Annotated in this window: 19 protein-coding genes and 2 pseudogenes; 14 read left to right on the top strand and 7 right to left on the bottom strand. The window is 59.7% G+C overall.

The genetic code is table 11. The annotated features are described in order from the left end of the window. Positions 1-64: 64 nt before the first annotated feature. The 4 genes and pseudogenes from ACTAQJ_RS13715 to ACTAQJ_RS13700 all read right to left on the bottom strand — a co-directional run. A pseudogene (locus ACTAQJ_RS13715) lies at positions 65-199 on the bottom strand (recombinase family protein); the annotation flags it as partial. A gap of 138 nt (positions 200-337) precedes the next feature. Next, positions 338-1,024, bottom strand: a complete 687-nt coding sequence (locus tag ACTAQJ_RS13710) for a hypothetical protein (RefSeq protein WP_431118039.1) — start codon at positions 1,022-1,024, stop codon at positions 338-340. A gap of 682 nt (positions 1,025-1,706) precedes the next feature. Next, positions 1,707-2,231, bottom strand: coding sequence for a barstar family protein (locus ACTAQJ_RS13705; RefSeq protein WP_431118041.1), 525 nt, complete (start codon positions 2,229-2,231; stop codon positions 1,707-1,709). A gap of 280 nt (positions 2,232-2,511) precedes the next feature. Further along, positions 2,512-2,877, bottom strand: coding sequence for a hypothetical protein (locus ACTAQJ_RS13700; RefSeq protein WP_431118043.1), 366 nt, complete (start codon positions 2,875-2,877; stop codon positions 2,512-2,514). Between the two features lie 108 nt (positions 2,878-2,985). On the opposite strand from ACTAQJ_RS13700, the gene ACTAQJ_RS13695 reads away from it, so the two are divergent. Further along, entirely contained in the window at positions 2,986-3,372 is a 387-nt protein-coding gene (locus ACTAQJ_RS13695; RefSeq protein WP_498696849.1) for an Imm10 family immunity protein, read from the top strand. A 91-nt stretch (positions 3,373-3,463) separates the two neighbouring features. On the opposite strand, the gene ACTAQJ_RS13690 is transcribed toward ACTAQJ_RS13695, so the two are convergent. Beyond that, positions 3,464-4,339 (bottom strand): hypothetical protein, encoded by an 876-nt coding sequence (locus tag ACTAQJ_RS13690; protein ID WP_431118047.1) that lies wholly within the window; start codon positions 4,337-4,339, stop codon positions 3,464-3,466. Positions 4,340-4,501: 162 nt separating this feature from the next. Next, on the bottom strand, positions 4,502-6,100 hold the full coding sequence (locus tag ACTAQJ_RS13685; RefSeq protein WP_431118049.1) for an AlbA family DNA-binding domain-containing protein: 1,599 nt from the start codon (positions 6,098-6,100) through the stop codon (positions 4,502-4,504). A 475-nt stretch (positions 6,101-6,575) separates the two neighbouring features. Here ACTAQJ_RS13685 and ACTAQJ_RS13680 point away from each other — a divergent pair, with 475 nt between their 5' ends. From ACTAQJ_RS13680 to ACTAQJ_RS13670, 3 genes are all read left to right on the top strand, one after another. Then, entirely contained in the window at positions 6,576-7,754 is a 1,179-nt protein-coding gene (locus ACTAQJ_RS13680) for a tyrosine-type recombinase/integrase (protein ID WP_498696847.1), read from the top strand. Between the two features lie 70 nt (positions 7,755-7,824). Next, positions 7,825-9,879, top strand: coding sequence for a tyrosine-type recombinase/integrase (locus ACTAQJ_RS13675; protein ID WP_431118053.1), 2,055 nt, complete (start codon positions 7,825-7,827; stop codon positions 9,877-9,879). After that, complete coding sequence (locus ACTAQJ_RS13670) at positions 9,880-10,320, top strand: DUF6262 family protein (RefSeq protein WP_431118055.1); 441 nt, start codon at positions 9,880-9,882, stop codon at positions 10,318-10,320. A gap of 32 nt (positions 10,321-10,352) precedes the next feature. Here ACTAQJ_RS13670 and ACTAQJ_RS13665 read toward each other — a convergent pair. Then, a pseudogene (locus ACTAQJ_RS13665) lies at positions 10,353-10,562 on the bottom strand (low molecular weight phosphatase family protein); the annotation flags it as partial. Between the two features lie 243 nt (positions 10,563-10,805). Here ACTAQJ_RS13665 and ACTAQJ_RS13660 point away from each other — a divergent pair. The 10 genes from ACTAQJ_RS13660 to ACTAQJ_RS13615 all read left to right on the top strand — a co-directional run bounded on the left by ACTAQJ_RS13660 (position 10,806) and on the right by ACTAQJ_RS13615 (position 20,114). Further along, the gene (locus ACTAQJ_RS13660; protein ID WP_431118056.1) at positions 10,806-11,702 is read left to right on the top strand and encodes a MurR/RpiR family transcriptional regulator; all 897 of its coding nucleotides are present in this window, start codon (positions 10,806-10,808) and stop codon (positions 11,700-11,702) included. Further along, positions 11,699-13,153, top strand: a complete 1,455-nt coding sequence (locus tag ACTAQJ_RS13655; RefSeq protein ID WP_498696845.1) for an alkaline phosphatase family protein — start codon at positions 11,699-11,701, stop codon at positions 13,151-13,153. Before ACTAQJ_RS13660 ends, ACTAQJ_RS13655 begins: the two co-directional genes overlap by 4 nt. A gap of 10 nt (positions 13,154-13,163) precedes the next feature. Continuing rightward, complete coding sequence (locus ACTAQJ_RS13650) at positions 13,164-14,072, top strand: carbohydrate ABC transporter permease (RefSeq protein WP_431118059.1); 909 nt, start codon at positions 13,164-13,166, stop codon at positions 14,070-14,072. Continuing rightward, positions 14,030-14,917 (top strand): carbohydrate ABC transporter permease, encoded by an 888-nt coding sequence (locus ACTAQJ_RS13645; protein WP_498696842.1) that lies wholly within the window; start codon positions 14,030-14,032, stop codon positions 14,915-14,917. Before ACTAQJ_RS13650 ends, ACTAQJ_RS13645 begins: the two co-directional genes overlap by 43 nt. A gap of 2 nt (positions 14,918-14,919) precedes the next feature. Then, positions 14,920-16,230, top strand: a complete 1,311-nt coding sequence (locus tag ACTAQJ_RS13640; RefSeq protein ID WP_431118063.1) for an extracellular solute-binding protein — start codon at positions 14,920-14,922, stop codon at positions 16,228-16,230. Beyond that, positions 16,220-17,263, top strand: coding sequence for an ABC transporter ATP-binding protein (locus ACTAQJ_RS13635; RefSeq protein WP_431118065.1), 1,044 nt, complete (start codon positions 16,220-16,222; stop codon positions 17,261-17,263). Before ACTAQJ_RS13640 ends, ACTAQJ_RS13635 begins: the two co-directional genes overlap by 11 nt. Continuing rightward, the gene (locus tag ACTAQJ_RS13630; protein ID WP_431118067.1) at positions 17,260-17,862 is read left to right on the top strand and encodes a histidine phosphatase family protein; all 603 of its coding nucleotides are present in this window, start codon (positions 17,260-17,262) and stop codon (positions 17,860-17,862) included. Before ACTAQJ_RS13635 ends, ACTAQJ_RS13630 begins: the two co-directional genes overlap by 4 nt. 183 nt (positions 17,863-18,045) lie before the next feature. After that, positions 18,046-18,810 (top strand): MgtC/SapB family protein, encoded by a 765-nt coding sequence (locus tag ACTAQJ_RS13625; RefSeq protein WP_498696835.1) that lies wholly within the window; start codon positions 18,046-18,048, stop codon positions 18,808-18,810. Between the two features lie 91 nt (positions 18,811-18,901). Further along, positions 18,902-19,945, top strand: coding sequence for a homoserine dehydrogenase (locus tag ACTAQJ_RS13620; protein ID WP_431118071.1), 1,044 nt, complete (start codon positions 18,902-18,904; stop codon positions 19,943-19,945). After that, entirely contained in the window at positions 19,938-20,114 is a 177-nt protein-coding gene (locus ACTAQJ_RS13615; RefSeq protein WP_431118073.1) for a hypothetical protein, read from the top strand. Before ACTAQJ_RS13620 ends, ACTAQJ_RS13615 begins: the two co-directional genes overlap by 8 nt. Positions 20,115-20,307: the final 193 nt, after the last annotated feature.

The following is a 20,307-nucleotide window of genomic DNA, read 5'->3' as shown; positions in this document are numbered from 1 at the left end:
CCAACTTCAAAGCGACACCTTTGCGGGTGAGCTCATCCGGGATGTTCCTGGCGTCCGGCAGTGGGCGGGTGAGTCGATCGAGCTTGGTCACAACGAGGGTGTCCTCGTTCTGGCAGGCGGCGAGGGCCTTGCCAAGGCAGGGCCTTTCGCGTTGGGTGCAGGTGAATCCGTGATCGATGTAGATAGCGTTGGGATCCACACCGGCGGGAGCGAGAGCCTCGCGTTGGGTTTTGCGGGCGGGTCTTACAGGAATCCAGCAGCCCTTGAACGGCGGGGACCTCGATGTCGTTAGATCTGCCCGGGGTGGGACCGGCTTACGGACGCTGGCGTGTGACCGTTAGCTCCGGGTCGTGAATTGGACTTGGATGTGCTTGAGCTCAGTGCGTGGAAGCACTGCGGTGACGACGCCGCCGCCAGCGAGTCCGGCTCCGATGCCGTAGACGAACGGGTCCGTGTCGACCTCCGCACCGGGCACATCGACTCCGTTGATTATGGTCCTAGCTTGGCCGTTGACCATCCTGACGGTAACTGTGGGGGCGTGCTGGTCCCACGGGTTGCTGCCCGGCCAGAGCTCCTGCCGGTACTGGTTCATAAGGATGTGGTTGATATGGTCTGCCAGGAGGCCTTGAACTGAAGAGCGCTCGGACGGCTCACGGTGCCAGGTGGTTCGCACGGCCTCCCAAAGTTGCGGATAGCGCATTCGCTCCACGTACTCGATCAGCCAAGGGGGCCGCGGCCACGGCGGAACTTCCTCGATCGATCTGCGTGTCTTCTCGTCGAGGTCCGCGAGGTTTACCGGGTCTGAGCGGTCATCCGGGTTTCGCCAGAGCGTATAGGTGATGCTCGCCGTCATTTCGCTGTATCCACGATCATCCAAGCCGTAGGTCAGACCGACGGAGTCCGTGTCCTCCAGCGACGGTTGGGGCATAAGCCCCAGCACCGGAACAGGCATGAGTTTCAGGTTCTCGACCCATACGGAACGGGGGTCGGGGGCGTCCTCGGGAAGAATGCCAGCGGGTTTCATGCCTCGACTATGAACTAAACGAGGGCACTCTGTAAACGGGAACGAGTTTCGGCTTCCATGCCCGGAAAAGGATCGGCTGTCGTGCTCCAGTAGCGGCACGGTTGGATGCCTCAGAATTAGTGATTGAGGGCCATTCCTTCTTCCGGCGATTCATAGAAGGACAGCCCATACGAGCAACTCTTCCTTCTCGGTCTCCTCCGTGGAGGGAGCGGAAAAGGGGACCTCTCGCAGCCTATCGAAGCTGATGAATCCGGGGCTCTGGTCTGAGAGTAGCCGGTCTATGACTAGGGCTGAATCATTGGTCATACGGATTCTGCCTCCAAAGGGCAACTGGCTTTGCGAGGTCAGGGAACAACGCAGCTGGCCAGCCTGTTCGTCATACCAAGCGTAGAAAGTTCCCCGGTGGGGAGCCGCTTTGAATCGGTTCCGCAGTCCATTGACGACTTCATCGAGCGCGGCAGCAATATCTGCGGCAGAAGATCGGGGCGAGGGAGCTACAGAGTACGCCCACGTGTTAGCTCTTGACTCTTTCTTTGGGTCGGCCGGCAGCAGCATTACGTCTGGATCATCTAGATAGGACGCGATCTGGGCAGCAAGGGTTTCAATCACGGCCGAAGTCTATCGAGGTCTGTGGTGGGTGATGCTGCGAAACCGGTCCGAGTATGCCCCGGTTAGGGATCCTTCACCGGGCGCTCAGGAATTCGCGATGATTCCAAGAAACGGCGGCGCCCCCAACGGGAGGGATCTCCAACCTCGCATCAGCGGTTCTCACTAGACACAGCATTCGGTGTCCGAACAAGGCGGCGTAAGTTGCTTGCTTCGCGAAAATGTCCAGAAGGAGATGGGCCGTCGCCGCATCCTTGCTCGCGAAAGCCTCATACCCGTCAATCACCAGAACTAGCCCGGTGTCCTCTTCGGACCATCCATATGACTGAACGGCAACGTCGCTCAGACAATCGTTGAGGGCACTGAAGTTCGAACCGTAGTAACCGGGAAACTCAAGAACCCGGGAAATGTCGCGGTGCATGTCGCCCTGCGATAGCCACGCAGCAGAGTCAACCTGCACGACTCTATAGCCGTGGTTACGTAGCCACGAGATTGCCTCATCGAGGACCGCCTGTCGAGAGAACAAACTGATGAAGCCGTTCTGAATCAAAAGAAAATCCAGCGGATGGTTCAGCTCGTCGGCCAGATTCCAGGTTGCCATAGATGAAACTCTATTCCCTGACAGCCCTTCAGCCGGGGTGTGGACAACCTAACACCTATCGGCCAACGAGGTGCCAATAGACGCTTGCTCGTTGGACGCGCTGAGCTCATTGAGGATCCCTCACCGGACACTTAAGGCCCCCGTTTGGGCTTTCGGCTGCCGAGCGGGCCTCCGCTTGAGCCTTAGAATCGCGGCGAAGACGATGTGAAGCCCTTTTATCGTGGGAAACAATGGGGCTAGAGCTCCCGGGGGCTCTAACTGCATCGCGTGACGCGTTGTTTCAGCGCTTATCGTCAGGCGAAAGAACTTCAATACTGCGGTCGTTGCCCCTATGTATTGTCACGACGACGCCACTTGACCAGTCCGCCATTCCGGCCTCGACTTCGGATTTCAGCGCGCTGAGGCGCTCATCGTCGGGCGCATACTCTTTGTTCGTCGAGAATTCGATTCGGCACCATGGCATCATCCCGCCGTCGCCCCAAGTGCTGTTTATGGATGGCGCGGACCCGATGGACTTCTCGATGACCGGAGAGAGCTCGTTCGCAAGAGCGTCGCAGTCGTCGGACGCGAAGTAGTCGCCCACGCAGCCAGCTAGCAATGGGGTCAGCAACAGAAGCAGCCCACCTCTCGCGAACGCGCGTTTCATGCTCCGACCATAACAGTCACGGCAGATGCCGCCTCATGACGCGCCCGTTAGCCGATCCCTGAACGGGCGGGTTTGGTTTGGCAGGACATACGTGATTTCGTGTTGCCCATGATGACAGTTAAGGCCGTTAGTCACCTTCGAGAGGAAGAGATGGGCTTCGAAACCGTCGTGCTTGCCGATCATGATCTTGCCCCCGCATGGCAGCTGGAATTCCAGCGTTCGTTGGATCCTGATGAGCAGGATGTGGCCCTAGGAATGGGCTCCTACTGCGTCACCTTGACCAACGGTGCCTGCGCCTATGGGTGCCTTTCGTCTGCCCTCATTAAGGAGGGCAAACTGCGCGTAGTCTTCTCGGAGGATGGTGCCCAAAAATTGGGACTTGAATCACCAGAGTTGGAGCTGTCACTTGATCTTGATGCCGATCAAGTAGATGAATTGGTGACGGGGCTTCAGTCCGTTCTCGGCGGAGACAGCCATCCGCCGGTGCTCAATTGACGACTGAATCCGTTTAGAGCGCACGTAAGCCGATTCCTATTCGTGCATGATGGCCGACCAGCTAGCTGGTAGTGCGCGGGATGATGCGAGCCTAGGCATCTTTGTAGTGGAGGCGCCGGAGTGGGGAGGACGGGTAGTCCAGCTTCGGGAACGTCGTCCCGAATTTCGCCCAGTGGCCACTGCAGACGTGAAGTCCTTCTACGACATCGCGGTTCTCGTACCGGTATAGGAGCCAAACGTGGATGTCGGCCAGCGGCGAGTTCAATTGTGGCGGCATGAGGTCGCGCGAATTCGACGGGGGCACATAGCGGCTGAACGCTGCTGTCAGATTCCCTGGCGGACCGAACGGGTACATCACCAGGTGCTTGTTCGGGTACCCGTTCAACTTCGTGGCCAGGGCCTGCACTCCGCCACGCTGCTCCTTGTCAACGATGTGCAGCGATTGCCGAATCAAGTCCCATGGATCACCAAGGGAGGGTTCGTGCACGATAGACCACTGGACCTGATGAGACTCAACGTGCGTATGCTGACAGCGTTGAACGCACAGCACTTTGACCCCATCGTCGTAAGCTCGAAGGCCGAGGACCGGGTCGGCATCGACGCTCGGGCGCAACTGACGTTCGCCGCGCGATGACCAGTGATTTTTACACCCGGGCTTCGCCGTCCACCGCAGGACATCTGCCTTGATTTTGTTCCGCACGGCTTTGGTGGCACCTCCCACGATCCTGTACGGCATCATCACCCATACGCAGTGGGGCAGTGTCGCGTGCGGCATCGGGTCCAGGCTTTGTTGTGCCTCACGGACGGCATACGGAGCGGTCGTAATCACTTCCGCCACATGGTTCCCGTCCAGAGATAGAAGGTCGGGCATTTTCGGTTTGGATCCGTCGTCGTGGTGCTGGAATTCCACTCCGAGCTCGCCTTCGAGCACGATTCTCGCGTGCTCTTCTTCCGCCCTAAACGCCATCCTCCGCCCTCCCATGTGAACCACCGACGACCTCCCAGCCAAGCCTTACCCGGCGAGGGAGGCATTACTCGCCATGCTACTGGCCGAGCGTTGAGATGCCCGCTGAACCATCCCCTTGCGGACTACCCCATGCGCCAAATAGCGCTGTGAAGACACAGGCCTCTAGTTTGTCACCGGATCTATCGTGGAAGCGTTCTTCTTGATCCATCCATATGGACGCAAGTCATCTCCCCCCCGCCAAAATCCGCCGTAGTTCCAAGACTGGTTTTCCGCCATCTCGATGACACGGAGGACGGCGTCAGCGATCTGGTGGTTTGAGATGTCCCCGAACACCGCAGCCCGAACCTCTTGGTCACCTTCGAACCGCTGGATGACCGGTTCGACTCTGTGCTGATGATAGGCCGCACAACTTGGATAGAACGCAGCTGAGGATGACCTTTCGCCGATTGCCGCTAAGGACAGACAACACCATAGAAAATCAAACTGACACAGGGAATCAAGAAACTCCTCCACCGAATCGGCGGTATCCGGCAGCTGAATGTCCGGTCTGAGCTCGGGGTGCTCCAGAAGCAACTCTGCGGAGAAAGCTATGAGATTTCCGCCCTTCCCCGATTCATCAGATCGAATAAGCAGGTTCGCGCGGGAGGCCTCGGTTAGGCCATGCCGGATCCACGACCGATATGAGTATGTATCATCACCAATTCGTCGCAAAACGATGAGCGGTATTGCTTCGTACATCCCACTGCGGACGGCTGCGGCCCCGACCGCCATTATGCGAAGAACTATTTCTAGCCACTTCGCCGGCGCCCCCGGCTTTCCACTCGTCCTGGTTGGAGTAAGGAGGTGGGCTTGGTACAAGTCATAGAGAACGTCCATGGATTGCTTCACTACGGCCACGTCACCGAGCAAAAGGGCTTCCACCGCAGCGGCTGCAACCCGATTCAGGGTTGTCGTTTGCTCCTCGTCAGCGGCTGAAAGATAGACACTTTTCGCAGTTATGAGGAAGCGCCGAATTATCCGGTCGTTGTCTTGAAGCAGAGCAGCTCGAACTGATTCCGTGAAAGTTGCAGCGTCCATGGCAAGATCCGGCACAACAGGCGAAGGCGCGGCCGATGCGCCAAAGCCTTGGACCACTCGCCGCAGCAACTCGTCACTGTCGTGGCGGGCATCCGCACGTTCGTAGTCTCTGAAATTACTTAGAACTTGTCTCCACGTCTGATGCGTGACCAATGCGTTCGTGGTTCCCATCCGGGTGAAGACTGTACCTTCGTTAAACCGAACGATGGGCTTTCCGCCAGCTGGGCTAGGCACCATTCCTCTCTTGGACATAACAGCGGGAATGCCATCCGCTGGCGGCGCTATGTAGATGACCACCATGCACACCTGGACACCCTTGACTGTAAGCGTGTGCACCTGGGACCTAATATCCACTGGCGCATCAACATATCCTCTAACGATCTGAGTGAGCGCTGCGGAGTCGAACATCTCTTTCGTAGGGGCAACCGCGCCCTGCGCGGGAGTACCATCGTCGTTTGCTCCAATTACGATGTACCCGCCTCGAGGCAAGTTCATCATGGCCGCGCAGTCTTTGACGAAATCGAGTTTCTTGACCGGTTCGCGAAGGTCCAGTTCTTTCTTGAAATCCAGGTAGGGTTTTTCTGCGCCAAGAGCAAGAAGCTCCCCGAGCTTTTCCTCGCCAACCTTGCCGTCATAAGTAAAGGGGGGTACATGCCCGTGCAGCCCGGATGCAGCTTCGCTCATCCCCTGATCTTAGGTATTGACGCCACCAAGGCGCCGTAGCTTCACCGGTCGGGTTCGGGGTTTCCTGTCGAGCTTCGCTTCCAGTCGCTTCCGTCGAGACGGTAGCTCATGCTGGCGGAGAAGCGATCCATTGGCCTGTCGCTAAGCTCCTCCGTTCGGCCAGGAACAGGTTCGATATTGGCAAGATGTTTGAATGTTTCCCCAGCGGGGACCTTAAACCCACTGGGTAGCTGCCGTTGAGTTGTCAGTGCGGGGTCAACAGAGATGCTTCTAATGACTTATCCGGTATAGATTTCTGGCCTTCTTCAACGTCTTCAGTGGTGGGCGATCGCAGGTTTGCCCTGTTGAAGACTGAGCTATCCGGTATACGTCTTCATCGAAAAGTCCTCGTCCTTCCGTGCACCGTTCACTCGGAGTACCACTTCAGTTCGTTTGCGCACACGAACCTGAGGGGAGCGGAACGGAGAGCTGACATATGACGCGAGTTCAGCGGGTTCAAAGCGACGGCGCAGAGATCACGTGGACTGTTCTCGGGGACGATTTCCTGCCGGTTCCAGAGATAGAACTCTACTTTGAGCATTTGAGGCAGACCGGTCATTCACCCAATACCGTCAAGTCCTACTCGCGATCTCTCTGCTTGTGGTGGGAGTTCCTGGGCCTTCGCGGAAAAGCATGGGACGAAGCGCAGCTCGAGGACATGTCCGCCTTTCTGGCGTGGATTCGGACTGGTAACCCTCCAAGCGTGACTCCAATACGCGAGACCGCCACGCCGTCACTGATCGCCCCTTCAACAGCTGCCCTGAGGATCCAGGGCGTGCGATCTTTCTATGCATTTCATCAGTGGCGAGGATACGACTTCGCAGCGATCGTCTACTCCGACCGCCCTGCCCGAAGTCCTTACATCCCTTTCTTGGGGCATACAGGCCGCGGCCTGCGCCGCAGCGCATCCGTCAGTGTCCCGAAGCGACGGGCCAGCGCCCCTATTTTGACGGCCCGGCAGGTCGATGCGATCAAGGATCATTGTGGTCGGTTCGATCAGATGACAGGGGTGTGGAGCGGCTCTGTCCGAGACCTCTTACTATTCACGCTGTTGGAGGAGACTGGGCTCCGGTTGGGGGAGGCGCTGAGTTTGCAGCATCGGGACTGGCATGCCGGGCGTGGGGAGAACTCCTACGTTGAGGTCACCCCGCGCGATGACCACCCACATGGGCTTAGAGTCAAAGGCTTCCGCTACCGCAAGATTCATATCTCGGACAGGCTCTACGCCGAATACGTCTGGCAGCTGTGCGACAAGGGCATGGATCTAGTCGTGCCTTCCATGGACGAGGCCTACGTGTTCGTAAATCTCAGGGTGGGATACGAGTTCAAACCTCTGCGGGCGGAGACCGTCTATAAACGCGTCGGTCAAATTCGGTGGGTCTTGGGTCCCGCGGTCCCGCAAGACTGGACACCTCACTGGTTCCGTCACACCCATGCCACGGCAATGCTCCTGGCCGGAGCCCCGCTCCACGTGGTGAGCCGACGGCTCGGACACTCCGACGTCCAGACAACTCTGGATCTGTATGCCTGGGTCACCGATGACGAAGAACTTCGATCTCTTGCGGACTGGCGGACACTGACGAATCGATGGAGGGGCCAGGATCAAGTCGGCTGACGCGCGAACTCTGGAGGCACTGAGCCTCGACAACAAGAACCCTTTTACTATCGAGGCCAACCACGGCTTGATGAATCAAGTCCCACAGGATATGCGGTTGCTCCACTACACCCGGACCACGATCCCTGCCCAGTATCTGCCCTTCTTCGCTTTCTACCACCCTAAAATCGGCAACATCCATCTGGATGGGCTCCCACAGGTGATGCACCGGGAAATGCAGTACGTCATCTGGTCCATCGTCAAAGGCGGTGGCCGGGTTCCGTGTGCCGGGCTCGGGCTGCTCATGCGGGAACTCGCTGAAACCTGCCGCCGGCTGAAGGCAGAAGGGAAAGACTGGGAGAGCCTAATGGACCGCACGCCGTCCCAGTGGCGGAAGGAACTCAGCATTTCCTGGGTGAAAAGAACCCGGGCGTTGCCAAATCCCTCAACTTTGAGAACCATGGCCGGGACGCTGGACCGAGCGGCGAAGTTGCTGTGGTTCGCCTATGACGACGGCCCATGGTGGAAACGCGAAGTCTGGTCTCTGGAATTGGACTCCCGCATCCCGCGAGAGCGGGACAATCCTCCCAAAACAACTGCAATTCACTGGCATGAGGTCGCACCATCGTGGCTGAGGTTGGGCGCAATGTTCTACGTCAAGACTGAGCTCGAGCGAGGCGACATCGCATGGGCAACAGCACTGCAGCGACACAACGGAATCAAGATTTTCGGCAGGTTCCTGACCGGACGAAATGTCGATACACCTCTGCTGGCCAATAGCCCACAGGAGTGTCGGACCCTGATGCTCAACTTCCTCACAGAAAGTGCCTTCAGGACACAAAGCGGCAGCCGACGCGAGCACTCAGGCACTTCGTCGATCGTTGCCGCCGTCCGCGGACTCTATGAGTTCATGGTCGATCACGCCGACGACGCATTACAGGCCGGAATCGATGCCCGCTGGGCAGCAGTGACCACCGACTACCTTCGCCTCATACGCCCAGGTGACCTCCCCCGAAAGTCCAAGAAAAAACCCCTCGACGAAACCCGACTCTATTCTGAGCACACAATGTCCCAAATCGCCCTGCACGCACCATTGCTGGGCGCCTCAAGGACGGACGGAGGACTGGGAGATCCCCAAGCGATGCGGATCCTTCTTCTGCTTCTATCCACCGGCCGCCGCGCTAGCGAAATCTGCATGATCGACGTGAATCCACTGATCCCGGTTCCCGGAGCGGAAGACACCGGATCGGAGCGGATCGCGAAATTGCGATACCAGCAGACCAAGATCGAAGGAGCACCCGAAACAATCTTCATTGACTCGGAGGCCATCGAGATCGTTGCCGAACAGCGGCGCTGGCTCAAAGACCACCTTGAGAGGAACCAGATTAAAGGCCCTCCGCCGCAGTACCTGTTCATCCGAAACCATAACAACCTCCACGGTCAACGCCCCTATAGCAGCCACGTCTTCCGCACCCAGCTGCGCAAGCTGGTCGATCTCGCCGATATCCGTGACGAAAACGATCAACCACTCAAGCTCGCCCGAACCCATAACTTCCGGCACACCAAGGCCACGAACCTGCTCAACGCCGGCGTGCCCCTCCACGTCGTTCAGCGATACCTTGGCCACACCACCCCCGAAATGACCATGCACTACGCCCAGACCCTGGACGCGACCGCCAAAGCAGAATTCATCAAGTACCGAAAGCTCACAGCGGAAGGCAACCAGTCGTTCATGCCTGCGGAGGACCTCTACGATCTCATGGCACTTGACGCCCGCACGGACCGTGTCCTGCCCAATGGTTGGTGCACGCTCCCTCCCGCGCAGACCTGCGGCAAGGGCAACGCATGCCTGACCTGCGACCTGTTTGTCACGGACGAACGCTTCCTCGGCGTTCATGAAGGCGAGCTGGTCGCGCTGGACACCTTGGTCGAGAAACGCCAGGACGCCCACCGGCAGCGAACTGGTGAGCCAATGAGCGAAAACCATGTGTGGCTGACCCTACGTCGCAGAGAACAGCGTGCCCTGGAAAGCATCGTCGAAGCCATCAAAGATCCCTCACGCGGCGCCACTCCAGTAGCGGGAGCAGGCACCACAGCGCGAACAGATTCCGACGTTCACAGGGCGCCCCGTCAGGCCTCCAACTAAATGGTCAAGGGCAACACAGAGAACCTGCTCCGGGCCGCGCGGGCAAAAAGAGAAGCCGCCATCACCCGCGCCGAGCAGGGACTACGGAGACTCCTCAAAACCGGCAGCCCGATCACTTTCCACACTGTGGCCGCAGAAGCAGGGGTCTCCAAAGACTTCCTCTACCGAACCACAGATCTACGCGAACGGATCATGGACCTACGAGGCAAAACTGTGCCCGCCACCGCATCAACGCGGCAGGCCCTACTGAGCGAGCCGACGCATCAGGACACCAGCAGCATCGTCAGGACACTCACGGCAAAACTCACCCATGAACGATCAACCAACCGAAAAAGGATCGCTGAACTCGAGGCTGCCCTCGCGGCAGCCCACGGCCAAATCCTCCAACTCCGACGCCAGAATCCCGGCACGTCTGCCGACACCAGACCACCCGGGCAATAGGCCCCCACCGGCAGCCTGCAAATGAGAACCGGTTAGTTGCCGGACAGTTCGCGGTAGAGGGCTTGGACGAGGGTTTTGATGTCGTCGCGGACCAGGCGCATGCGTTCCATGCCTTCAATGCCACGTTCGGAGGCCTAGTCGGTCTCCCAGATTTCGAAGCGCTTCCCGGCAAGTGGGTCGAGTCTGGCTTCGGTTCCGAGGACGATGACGGTGTTCAGGACTTCGTCGGTGACCGGTTTGGGTTTGCGGAAATGGGTGGTACCACTGAGCGCCTGCAACAGGTTCCGTCACCGTCGTCCAGGGGAGCGAGACCCCTCCTAATCAGGGGACTTGAGTCCCGGCGGCGGGGCCATTTTTCCCGCTCAAAGAAATGAAATTTCTGTATATCTTATGTTTACCTGAAATTTCATTGCATTGGCTGTGGGCCGTATGTACTCTGTGATTTAGGGGCACCCACAAGTCGTTGGGTGCCAGGAGGAGTGAGTGTGTCGGATCAGTTGGAGCTTTTGAGCGAGGGCGAGATCGGGGCGGGTGAGGTTGCTGCCCGGTTGCGTATCGTGTTCCCGCAACTCAGCACGAGCGATCGACGTATCGCGGATGTGTTGCTGACCCAGCCTGCCGTTATCGTCCGTTCGTCTGTATCGGAGGTAGCTGAACTCGTCGGGGTGTCAGCCGCGACGGTTGTACGTGCTTGCCGGCGGTTCGGGTTTGAGGGATTCCAGGATGTAAAAATCTCGATCGCGCAGGATTTGGTTCGTACGGGGGCGGCTGAGGCGGAGGGCCCCATTGGCCTTCTGGATGAGTCGGCCTCCTCGGGTGAAGTCCTTCGGCGAATCTTGGGTGCGGGTTCGCAAGGGCTGGTCGATGCTCAGATGACCGTGGATGAAGAGCACTTCATGGCCGCCGTCGAGCTGTTGGCGCCGAGCCCGCAGATTCTGTTCCTTGGCGGGGGCTCATCGAGCTGCGTCGCCGCCGATGGGGCGTACTGGTTCACGGCGATCGGGAAGCTCGCGTTCGCGCCGAGCGACCCGATGAGCCAGCATCTTGCCGCGCGGCATCTACCGGCGGGCGGCGTCTGTGTCGCTATCAGCCATTCGGGGGCGTTCAAGCAGACCGTCGATGCTGCCCGGATCGCGAAGGAAGCCGGCGCCACCGTTATCGCCGTGACGAGTTTCGCAAAATCGCCGCTGACGGAAGTTAGTGACTTTGCGCTGGTTTCGGGCGGCAGGTCCCTCGGCTATCGCTTGGAAGCATCGGCTGGACGTCTCGTTCACCTAGCCGTTGTCGACGCGTTGCGCATTGCCGTTGCGTTGCGGCGCGGACCGGTGTCATTCGAGGCACTTGACCAGATGGCAGACATCAGCAAGGGGCAGCAGCTATGAACACGGGTACCAGACCACTGACGATGGTCCTTGTCGTTGACGGACTGCGTCCAGACCAGATCCATCCTGACATCACGCCCACAATCTCAGCTCTAAGCTCCGAGGGCCGCTGGGTGGAACAGTCGTTCAGCTCGATCCCTACGGTGACACGAGTGAACGCCGCCAGCCTGGTGACCGGGTGCTACCCGGCAAACCACGGGTTGTCTGGTAACTATCTTCGGACTGCGGACGGGAAATCGGCGGTCAACACACTGGAGGCTGATTTCGTCTCGGCGGTAGGCCTTGAGCCCGAGGAGCTCTTACGTGTAAAGAGCCTGGGCCACCGCCTCGCAGAGGCAGGGCAGACCCTGGCGGTGGTGTCCACGATCTCATCGGGTGGCGCGCTCGTGCTCAATCCTGGCGTGGAGCTCGGCCATGGAGTGACCTTGTCGTTGCGCCCGGGGCCCGACGGAAGCCACGCACAACCGGCATGGGCCAACGACGCCCTTCTGGAGAAGATGGGCCCGGCACCGAGCCTTCGTGATGGTGCAAGTACCGCCGAGCTCGTCGACTACGCGGTCGACGCGAGCGTGAATTTTGTGTTTCCCGAAGTGGATCCGGATGTGCTCGTATGCTGGTTCGTCGAACCCGACAAGACACAGCACGGGTTCGGAGTCGGCTCCCCGGAGGCAAGATCCGCTCTCACTCACTTGGATGCCGCGATCTCTCGCCTCTTGGAAGGCGCGGAGTCATTCGCGGCAGGACGTGATCTGACCGTATTCGTCATCTCGGACCACGGATTTGCTCGCACCATCGGTTCGATCGATGTCGCCGAACGCCTCAGAGAGGACGGCATCGACCTGACCGGGGTGACGATCGTTCCCACAGGACTTGCGATGGTGTGGTGCGAAGAGATTTCAACGGCCCGTCGCATTCAGGAATGGGCGGACCAACAGCCATGGCTTGCTGGCTGCTTCCTCGGCAAACGGCTACAGGAAAGCGGGGATAGCGGCCACTTCGCTGTGGATCTCCTGCGTTGCCACCCGGCCGATACGGCCCCTGACCTCGTGCTCGCCCCTTTGTCAGCGGAGGCACCCAACGAGTTCGGCGTCCCAGGCGTCCACTATCTCCTCGACGGCTCCGCGGGCAAGTTCCACAGCGGCCATGGCAGTTTGTCGCCCTACGAACTGCGCTCAACAATGATCGTTCGTGGTCCGGGCGTGCAGGGCACGGGGCCATCCAAAGTGCCGGCGGGCATCGTCGATGTGGTTCCTACCATCCTGAGCCTCCACGGCGTTGGCTCCCCGGGGTGCGATGGCCGGGTGCTGCGGGAACTGTTCGATGCCTCTGCTCCGGAACCCATCGTCACGGCTCGCACTCTTCGCAGTAAAGCGCACACCAAACACGACCTTGAAATGTCGATCCTGGAGGTGAACGGATATGACTACATCACCGCATTCAATATCAGCTAGACCTCGAATCGTGCCTACCGTCGAGCATCCGGTAGGCAGGCGCCGCATGAGCCGGACCCGGATCGGTCAGCTCTTCGTATTGCCGACACTGCTGTTCCTATTGGCCTTCGCCATCGTTCCCGCAGTCGCAAACTTCACGCTGTCATTCTTCGACTGGAGCCCTCTGCGACCGGCATTCGAGTTCGTTGGCATCGACAATTACGTCACGGTGCTCCAATCAAAGGGCTTCATCTCCGCGCTGGGGAATACCGTCATCTACGCCATTATCACGGTACCTGTCTCCATTGCACTCGCCTTACTGGTCGCCGTGGGAATCATGGGTCGCCTCCGAGGTGCGGGCGCATTGAAAGCGATCTACTTCATGCCCACAGCAGCAATGCTGGTCGCAATGGCGGTCGTATGGCAGTTCATCCTCGACCCGAGAGTCGGTCTGCTGAACGAGTTCCTAAGCTGGTTCGGGATACCACCCTCGGGTTGGCTGCTCAATTCATCCACAGCGTTGCCGTCCATCATTGCCTTTGGAATCTGGCGGCAAACCGGCTACATGATGATCCTCTTCCTCGCAGGCCTCGCCGCCATCCCACGGACCGTCTACGAAGCCGCTGCCCTGGATGGCCTGCACGGTCTCAAGCGTTTCTGGCATATCACCTGGCCGATGCTTGCCCCTACGACGACGTTCGCAGGAATTATCGGCACCATCGCCGCAGTGGAACTATTCGATGCCCCCAAGATAATGACCGATGGAGGCCCGGCTGGTGCAACGACCACGCTATCGATGATGATCCAGCAGGAAGGCTTCACCTACTCCTCCTTCGGCACCGGGGCCGTCGTTTCTCTCGTCCTGTTCATTCTCACACTGGCCATCACCGCCGTGCAGTGGACGATCTCACGCCGCAGCCCTATGGCTGGACCGCAATGAGCGCCGCACCTTTCGGTCGGAACATACCGACCCGCCTACTAGGGGCCCTGACGTCCATCGGGTTGTGGATAGGCGCTGCCCTCTGTCTGCTGCCGATGATCTGGATGGTGGTCTCATCCCTTCGACCACGGTCTGTCCCGCCGAACCAGATCTTCACTGGACTTGATCAGCTCACCCTGGAGAACTACCAGAATGTGTTCGACCGCGTCCCGATCCTGCAACTCTTCGGCAATACGATCCTCGTCTGCGCTGCCGTGTTGGTTTTGCAAATCGGCATCGGAGTACCGGCCGCCTACGCGCTGGCCCGCATTCGGTTCAGGGGCAGCCGACTGATGTTCTGGCTCGTCATGCTTACACTGATGGTTCCTAGCCAGGTCACAATACTCTCTGTCTATATCGGCTTCGCCAACCTCGGTCTGGTCAACACCTATGCCGCGCTGATCCTGCCTTTTGGGATGAGTGCCTTCGGGGTCTTCCTCTTTTACCAGTTTTTCCGTGGCCTACCGCACTCGCTGCTCGACGCGGCGAGGGTCGACGGTTTGTCGGAATGGTCCATCGCGTGGACCATCGTTTTCCCTCTTGCACGTCCTGCTGTGACCGCCTTCGCCATCTTCAGCGTGGTCGGCCGCTGGAACGACTTCTTCTGGCCGCTGATGATGACTCAAGGCTTCGGTATCGCTCCGATCACTCTTGGGATCTCCTACTTCGCGGACGCCGAGACTGGTCGGGATTACGGGGGCCAGATGGCCCTATCGACCCTCGCTGTTTTACCTCTCCTCATCGCATTCGCCTTCGCCCAGAAACGCTTTGTCGAAGGAATCGCCCTTACCGGATTGAAAGGCTAGACATGAAATCCCAACCCGCCTTCGCGGCCTTAGCCGCCATACTGGCCGCCGCTGGCCTCCTCACCGGATGCAGCAGCACCCAGAATTCGGCTCCAGCCAAGGACGCCTTCGCACCTGGCATTGAGGAGCCGACCACGGTCAGCCTCTGGTACACCTATCCAACTCTCTTCGACGGAACCATCGCCAGCATCGTCAAAACCTGCGAAGCCAAGGTCAAGAACCTCACCATCGACGCCCAATCAGTCGGCGCCGACTACAACGAACTCAACCACCGCGCCCAGACTGCCATCGCGTCAGGAAACGGGCCAGACATCACCCTCGAGGGTATCGGCAACGTCGAACCCCTCTCCGACCTTCCCGCGGTGAACAATCTAACGGATCTGGTCGATAACGGTTCAGACTTCGCAGGACTGGACTCCTTCCTGCCGCTGGCCAAAGCGGGCAACGGCGTCCAAGTCGGCGTTCCCTACGCCGTCAGCGCGCCGGTACTGTACTGGAACCGTGAGCACTTCAAGGCAGCCGGTCTGGACCCCGACAAGCCGCCAACCACCATCGAAGAGCTGTTGGCCGACGCTGCCAAGCTCGCCAACCCGGCCACGGGCCGTGTCGGGTTGAGCATCGACTATGCACTCTCCAACAACTTCTCCGTGCCGACCATCATGGCCAACTCCGGTGCCACCGTCGTCAAGGACGGCAAGCCCGAATTCGCTTCGGATAAATCAATCGAACTGCTCGCCAAACTCTCAAAGGGTGTGAAGGACAAATCTGTCGGTGTGTACGCGGACAACTCCCAGAGTACGCAGGCCTTCGACACTCAACAGTCATCGATGCACATCGGGAGCATTGCCTCTCTGCCGCAACGATTGAAGAGCCTTGGGCCCATATTCAGTACCACCAAGGTCCCCCACGCCGCAGACTATTCGGGTGCCTACACAGCCTTCGGATCCGGAGCCATGTGGGTCATGTACTCCCACTCCGACGCAAAACGGCGAGCCGCCGCGGAAGCCCTGCGTTGCTTCGCAGGACCTGAGGCCACCAAGCTCCCCTTCATCAACAGCGGTTACCTTCCCGGCAGCACAAGCGCCCTCAAAGATCCCGACGTCCAGAAGCTCCTGCAAGAGCAGCCAGCACGCCAGGCCGGGATCGACGCCATGAAATCCCTGGCCAAACTACCGGCCTTTGGAGGACGGGACGGGGCACGAGCAGCGGATGCTTTCCGAGACAGTTGGGTTCTCGGATTCGCCGGACAGAAAAACCCGGCCGATGCCCTCAATGAGGCCAAGGCCGAGATCGAGGCCCTCAATGTCAAGTAATCAATCGACTGCCGCGGTCAGTATCTCCGGGCTCACTAAAAGCTTCGGGCATGGTACCCCTGTGCTGCGCGGAATCGATCTGGAGGTCCTACCGGGCGAATGCGTGGTCTTTCTCGGACCATCGGGGTGCGGCAAGACCACCCTGCTGCGCTGTATAGCCGGCCTCGAAGAACCGACCGAGGGGCACATCCTGTTCAACGGCGCCGACCTCACCAAAGAGCAACCGCAGCACAGGCCAGTCGGGCTCGTCTTCCAGGACTTTGCCCTCTATCCGCACAAGAGAGTTCGAGACAACATCGGACTCGGACTACGCGTGGGCGGACTGCCGAAAGCGGAAGTCCGGGAGCGCGTGGAAGAAGTCGCACGCCTCTTGCAGATCGATCATCTGCTGGAGCGCTACCCTCGGGAACTCTCGGGTGGACAGAAACAGCGGGTCGGCATCGGCCGTGCCCTGGCAAAGGAACCCAAGGTTCTTCTCATGGACGAGCCACTCTCCAACCTCGACGCCAAGCTCCGCTACGAGATGCGCAACGAGATCGAAGGCCTGCGCGGTCGTCTCACCGAGACTGCCATCATCTATGTCACTCATGACCAGTCAGAAGCCATGAGCCTGGCGGACCGGATCATCGTGATGAACAAAGGAGTGATCGCTCAGGAAGGTTCCGGACGCGATATCTATCTCTCCCCCGCCGACCGTTTCGTAGCCGAGTTCGTCGGAAGCCCACCCATCAGTTTCCTCACCCTGCCCGACGACCGGGTTCTCGGGCTCCGCTCTGAAGCCGTCCATCTTGGACATCCGGTCGGAACGGAAGAACTGGGGGCCGGCCACCTGCTGGGAAGTGAACACTTCGGACACGAGATCCTCGCCAGATACCGCACGGCGTACGGAGAATTGACGGTCCGGCTGTCGGCGGATATCGAACACATCCCGGACGAGACACCCATCTCCTACACATCGCACCTTGCCTTGTGGTTCGATCAGTTCGGCAACAGGGCGAACTTTCGTCAGGACGCTCTGGAGCTACGATCGTGACCGGGCGACTCGCCCTCCTGATCCGCCACGCCCAATCAGTGTGGAATGCCGAAGGCCGATGGCAGGGCCGTGCCGATCCGCCCCTCACCGCGGAAGGGCTGCAGGTGGCACAAGAAGCCGCGCCCCTGCTGCCGAGAATCTTCACCCAAGTCCTCTCATCACCCCTGCAACGAGCTGCCCACACAGCACACGCACTCGCCCAGGAGCTAGGTATCAACGCCATCGACTCCGATGCACGACTCGTCGAGCGGCACCTGGGAAGCTGGGAGGGCCTCACCAAGGACGAGGCCCAAAAGGCATTCGTCGATGACTGGACACGCCTGACCACCGAGGCCATCGACCCCCCGCAATGGGAATCGCCCGCCTCGGCCGTGGCGAGAGTTCATCAGGCACTGACCGAAGCCCATGAGCAAGAAACAGGGCCACTGCTTGTCGTAAGCCACGCAGGCCCGATCACGTGCCTTCAACAACATCTCACCGGCCGCAGCACCGGACTCTCGAACCTCGAAGGAATCTGGGCAATCATCGAACCCGAATCCATAACCCTCCTCGGCAGACAACGCTTCACCACTCAACACACCTCCACCGGGTTGCTGTAACAGAGCAGCGCCGAAAGAAAATTATCAAAACAGCGACAGCCTCCTCGGGTCAGTGACCATCGCCCGAGGAGGCGGCATATCAGGCCAACCCTGAGTCCACCCGCACCCTCGATTGAGCCCCCTCCGGTACCGATCCCAATTCCCAAGGCTCACTTTCCGAGCCGGCCCCTGGACTACGACTCGATGCAGTACGAGATGAACTGGCTGCGCGAGGGCCGCGGTGTCGAGGTCATCCTCACGGCCATCCCCAAGCCCAACGTCAGAGGGAAAGACATGGATGTTTTTGAGATCAGCCTTCGACTTGGCGCCGCCGTGGCCGCTGGCCTCGTCGTGGGCATCGAAAGAGAGATCACCGGCCATCCCGCCGGAGTCAGAACCCACGTCCTCGTCGCGCTGGGGGCGGCTATGTTTTCGTTGGCCGGGGCGTACGGTTTCGCTGACGTTACACATGGACCAAACGTGGATCCGGCGCGCATCGCCGCGCAGGTTGCCTCGGGGATCGGGTTTATCGGGGCAGGGGCGATCATCAGAGACCGCGGCGCAATCAAAGGACTCACCACTGCCGCGACAGTGTGGTTGGCGGCATCGTGCGGCGTTGCCGCCGCGGGAGGCTCGTATCTGGAGGTTTCCGTAGGAACTGTTTTCGTATTGATCACGCTTATCGGCTTGAGGCTTGTTAGGCCCAGCAAGTGGCGTCAGAAGCAAAAGGTCCAGCTGGAAATCGAATATTCGGCAAGGCAGGGAACCCTGGCGCCCATTCTGGAGACGTTGAAGTCCTCAGGCACTGTGGTAACGGGGATTGACGTACGGGATGAACCGGACACCTCCATGCGCCACCTCAGTCTGAGGGTCACCGTCCCAGCCCGGTCCAACTCCGAGACGGTAGTAGCGGATGTTGCCCAACTCGGCCAAGTGCACCGGGTGGCCGTGTCGGACGAGGACGGATAGACATTGAGACCAGTATGTACTTCCCCGTCAGGCTGGAACGTTGGAAAGCCGTCAGCATTGAAGGATCGATGGAACGGACTGAAGGAGCACCATGACAACGTATGACATTGCGCTGATCGGCTTCGGCGGCGTCAACAGGACACTGGCCGAACTGATTGCAGCACGCGGTGAGGCATTGCGTTCCGAGTTGGGCTTTGGCCTGCGCGTGGTGGCCATCACCGACCTGCGCCTCGGCTCCCTGGCCAAACCCGAGGGCATCGATCTCTCCCTCGCCCTCAGCCTGGGCGGTGGCAACGAGAACTTCTCCGGGTACGGCGGATCCGCGGACACCAACAACGAAGCAGTCATCCGCAATTGCACGGCCGACATCATCTGCGAGGCCACGTTCACGAATCCCGAGGACGGCGAACCAGCAGTTTCTCACGTGCAATGGGCCCTCGAATCCGGCAAGAGTGTCTGCACCACGAACAAGGGCCCGGTTGCCCACCGCGGCGCCCAGCTGACCTCCCTGGCCGAACAGAACGGCGTGCACTTCGAGTTTGAGGGCGCCGTCATGAGCGGCACCCCCGTCATCCGGCTGGCCAAGAAGATGTTTGCGGGGCTGAAGCTGAACGGCTTCGAAGGCATCCTCAACGGCACCAGCAACTATGTGCTCGGAAGGATGGAAGCCGGACTGGGTTTCGAAGCGGCCATCAGCGAGGCACAGGAACTCGGCTACGCCGAGGCGAACCCCGCAGCAGACATCGAAGGCTACGACGTTCAGCTCAAGGTCCTCATCCTAGCCAACGAACTCCTCGACGCAGGCATTGAACTCAAGGACGTTCAACGGCAGGGCATTTCGACCGTGACGCCGGAGAACATCCAGAAGGCAGCCCGCGAGGGACGCCGCTGGAAGCTCCTCGGTACAGCACGGCGGAACCCGGACGGATCAGTGACAGCTGGCGTATCCCCCATAGCGCTTCGCCTCGGCCATGGGTTGGCAGGCGTTTCCGGGGCGACCAACGCAGTGTCCTTCGACACCGACCTTCTGGGCGCAGTAACCGTCTCAGGACCGGGAGCCGGCCGTGTGGAGACCGCCTACGCTCTGCTCTCTGACATCATCGCCATTCACACAGACCGGACAGCTAATGTCTGAATCCACGCTGTATTCGACGGCAACGGCGCTGCCGCAGTTCCGCGACGTGGCCATCCCCCTACGACGGTTGGATTTGTCGGGCGCGCTTCCGCTGACCGAAGCCACCGCCGGAAAAAGCCGTGATCGAAACGGCCTGCTCTCCACCAGCTCCCATGGGAAGCGCCTTTAGACGGGATGGCTTCCTTAAGACGCGACTTTAAGGAAGCGAGCTGCGCCGCTGCTGGGCGGCGGACCTGTGTTACCGGATAACCCGGCGGCATCGTACTTAGAGTGGTTCTGAACTACGACGTGAACACTGTCCATCATCTGTGCGCCATCCCCTCCGTAGCCGCCTCCTCCTCGAAGAGCGACGGTCACGTTGT

The sequence above is a fragment of the Arthrobacter sp. alpha11c genome, assembly GCF_054149985.1.
The sequence above is the reverse complement of the archived record's forward strand: the minus strand, read 5'-3'. Positions and strand labels throughout refer to the sequence as shown.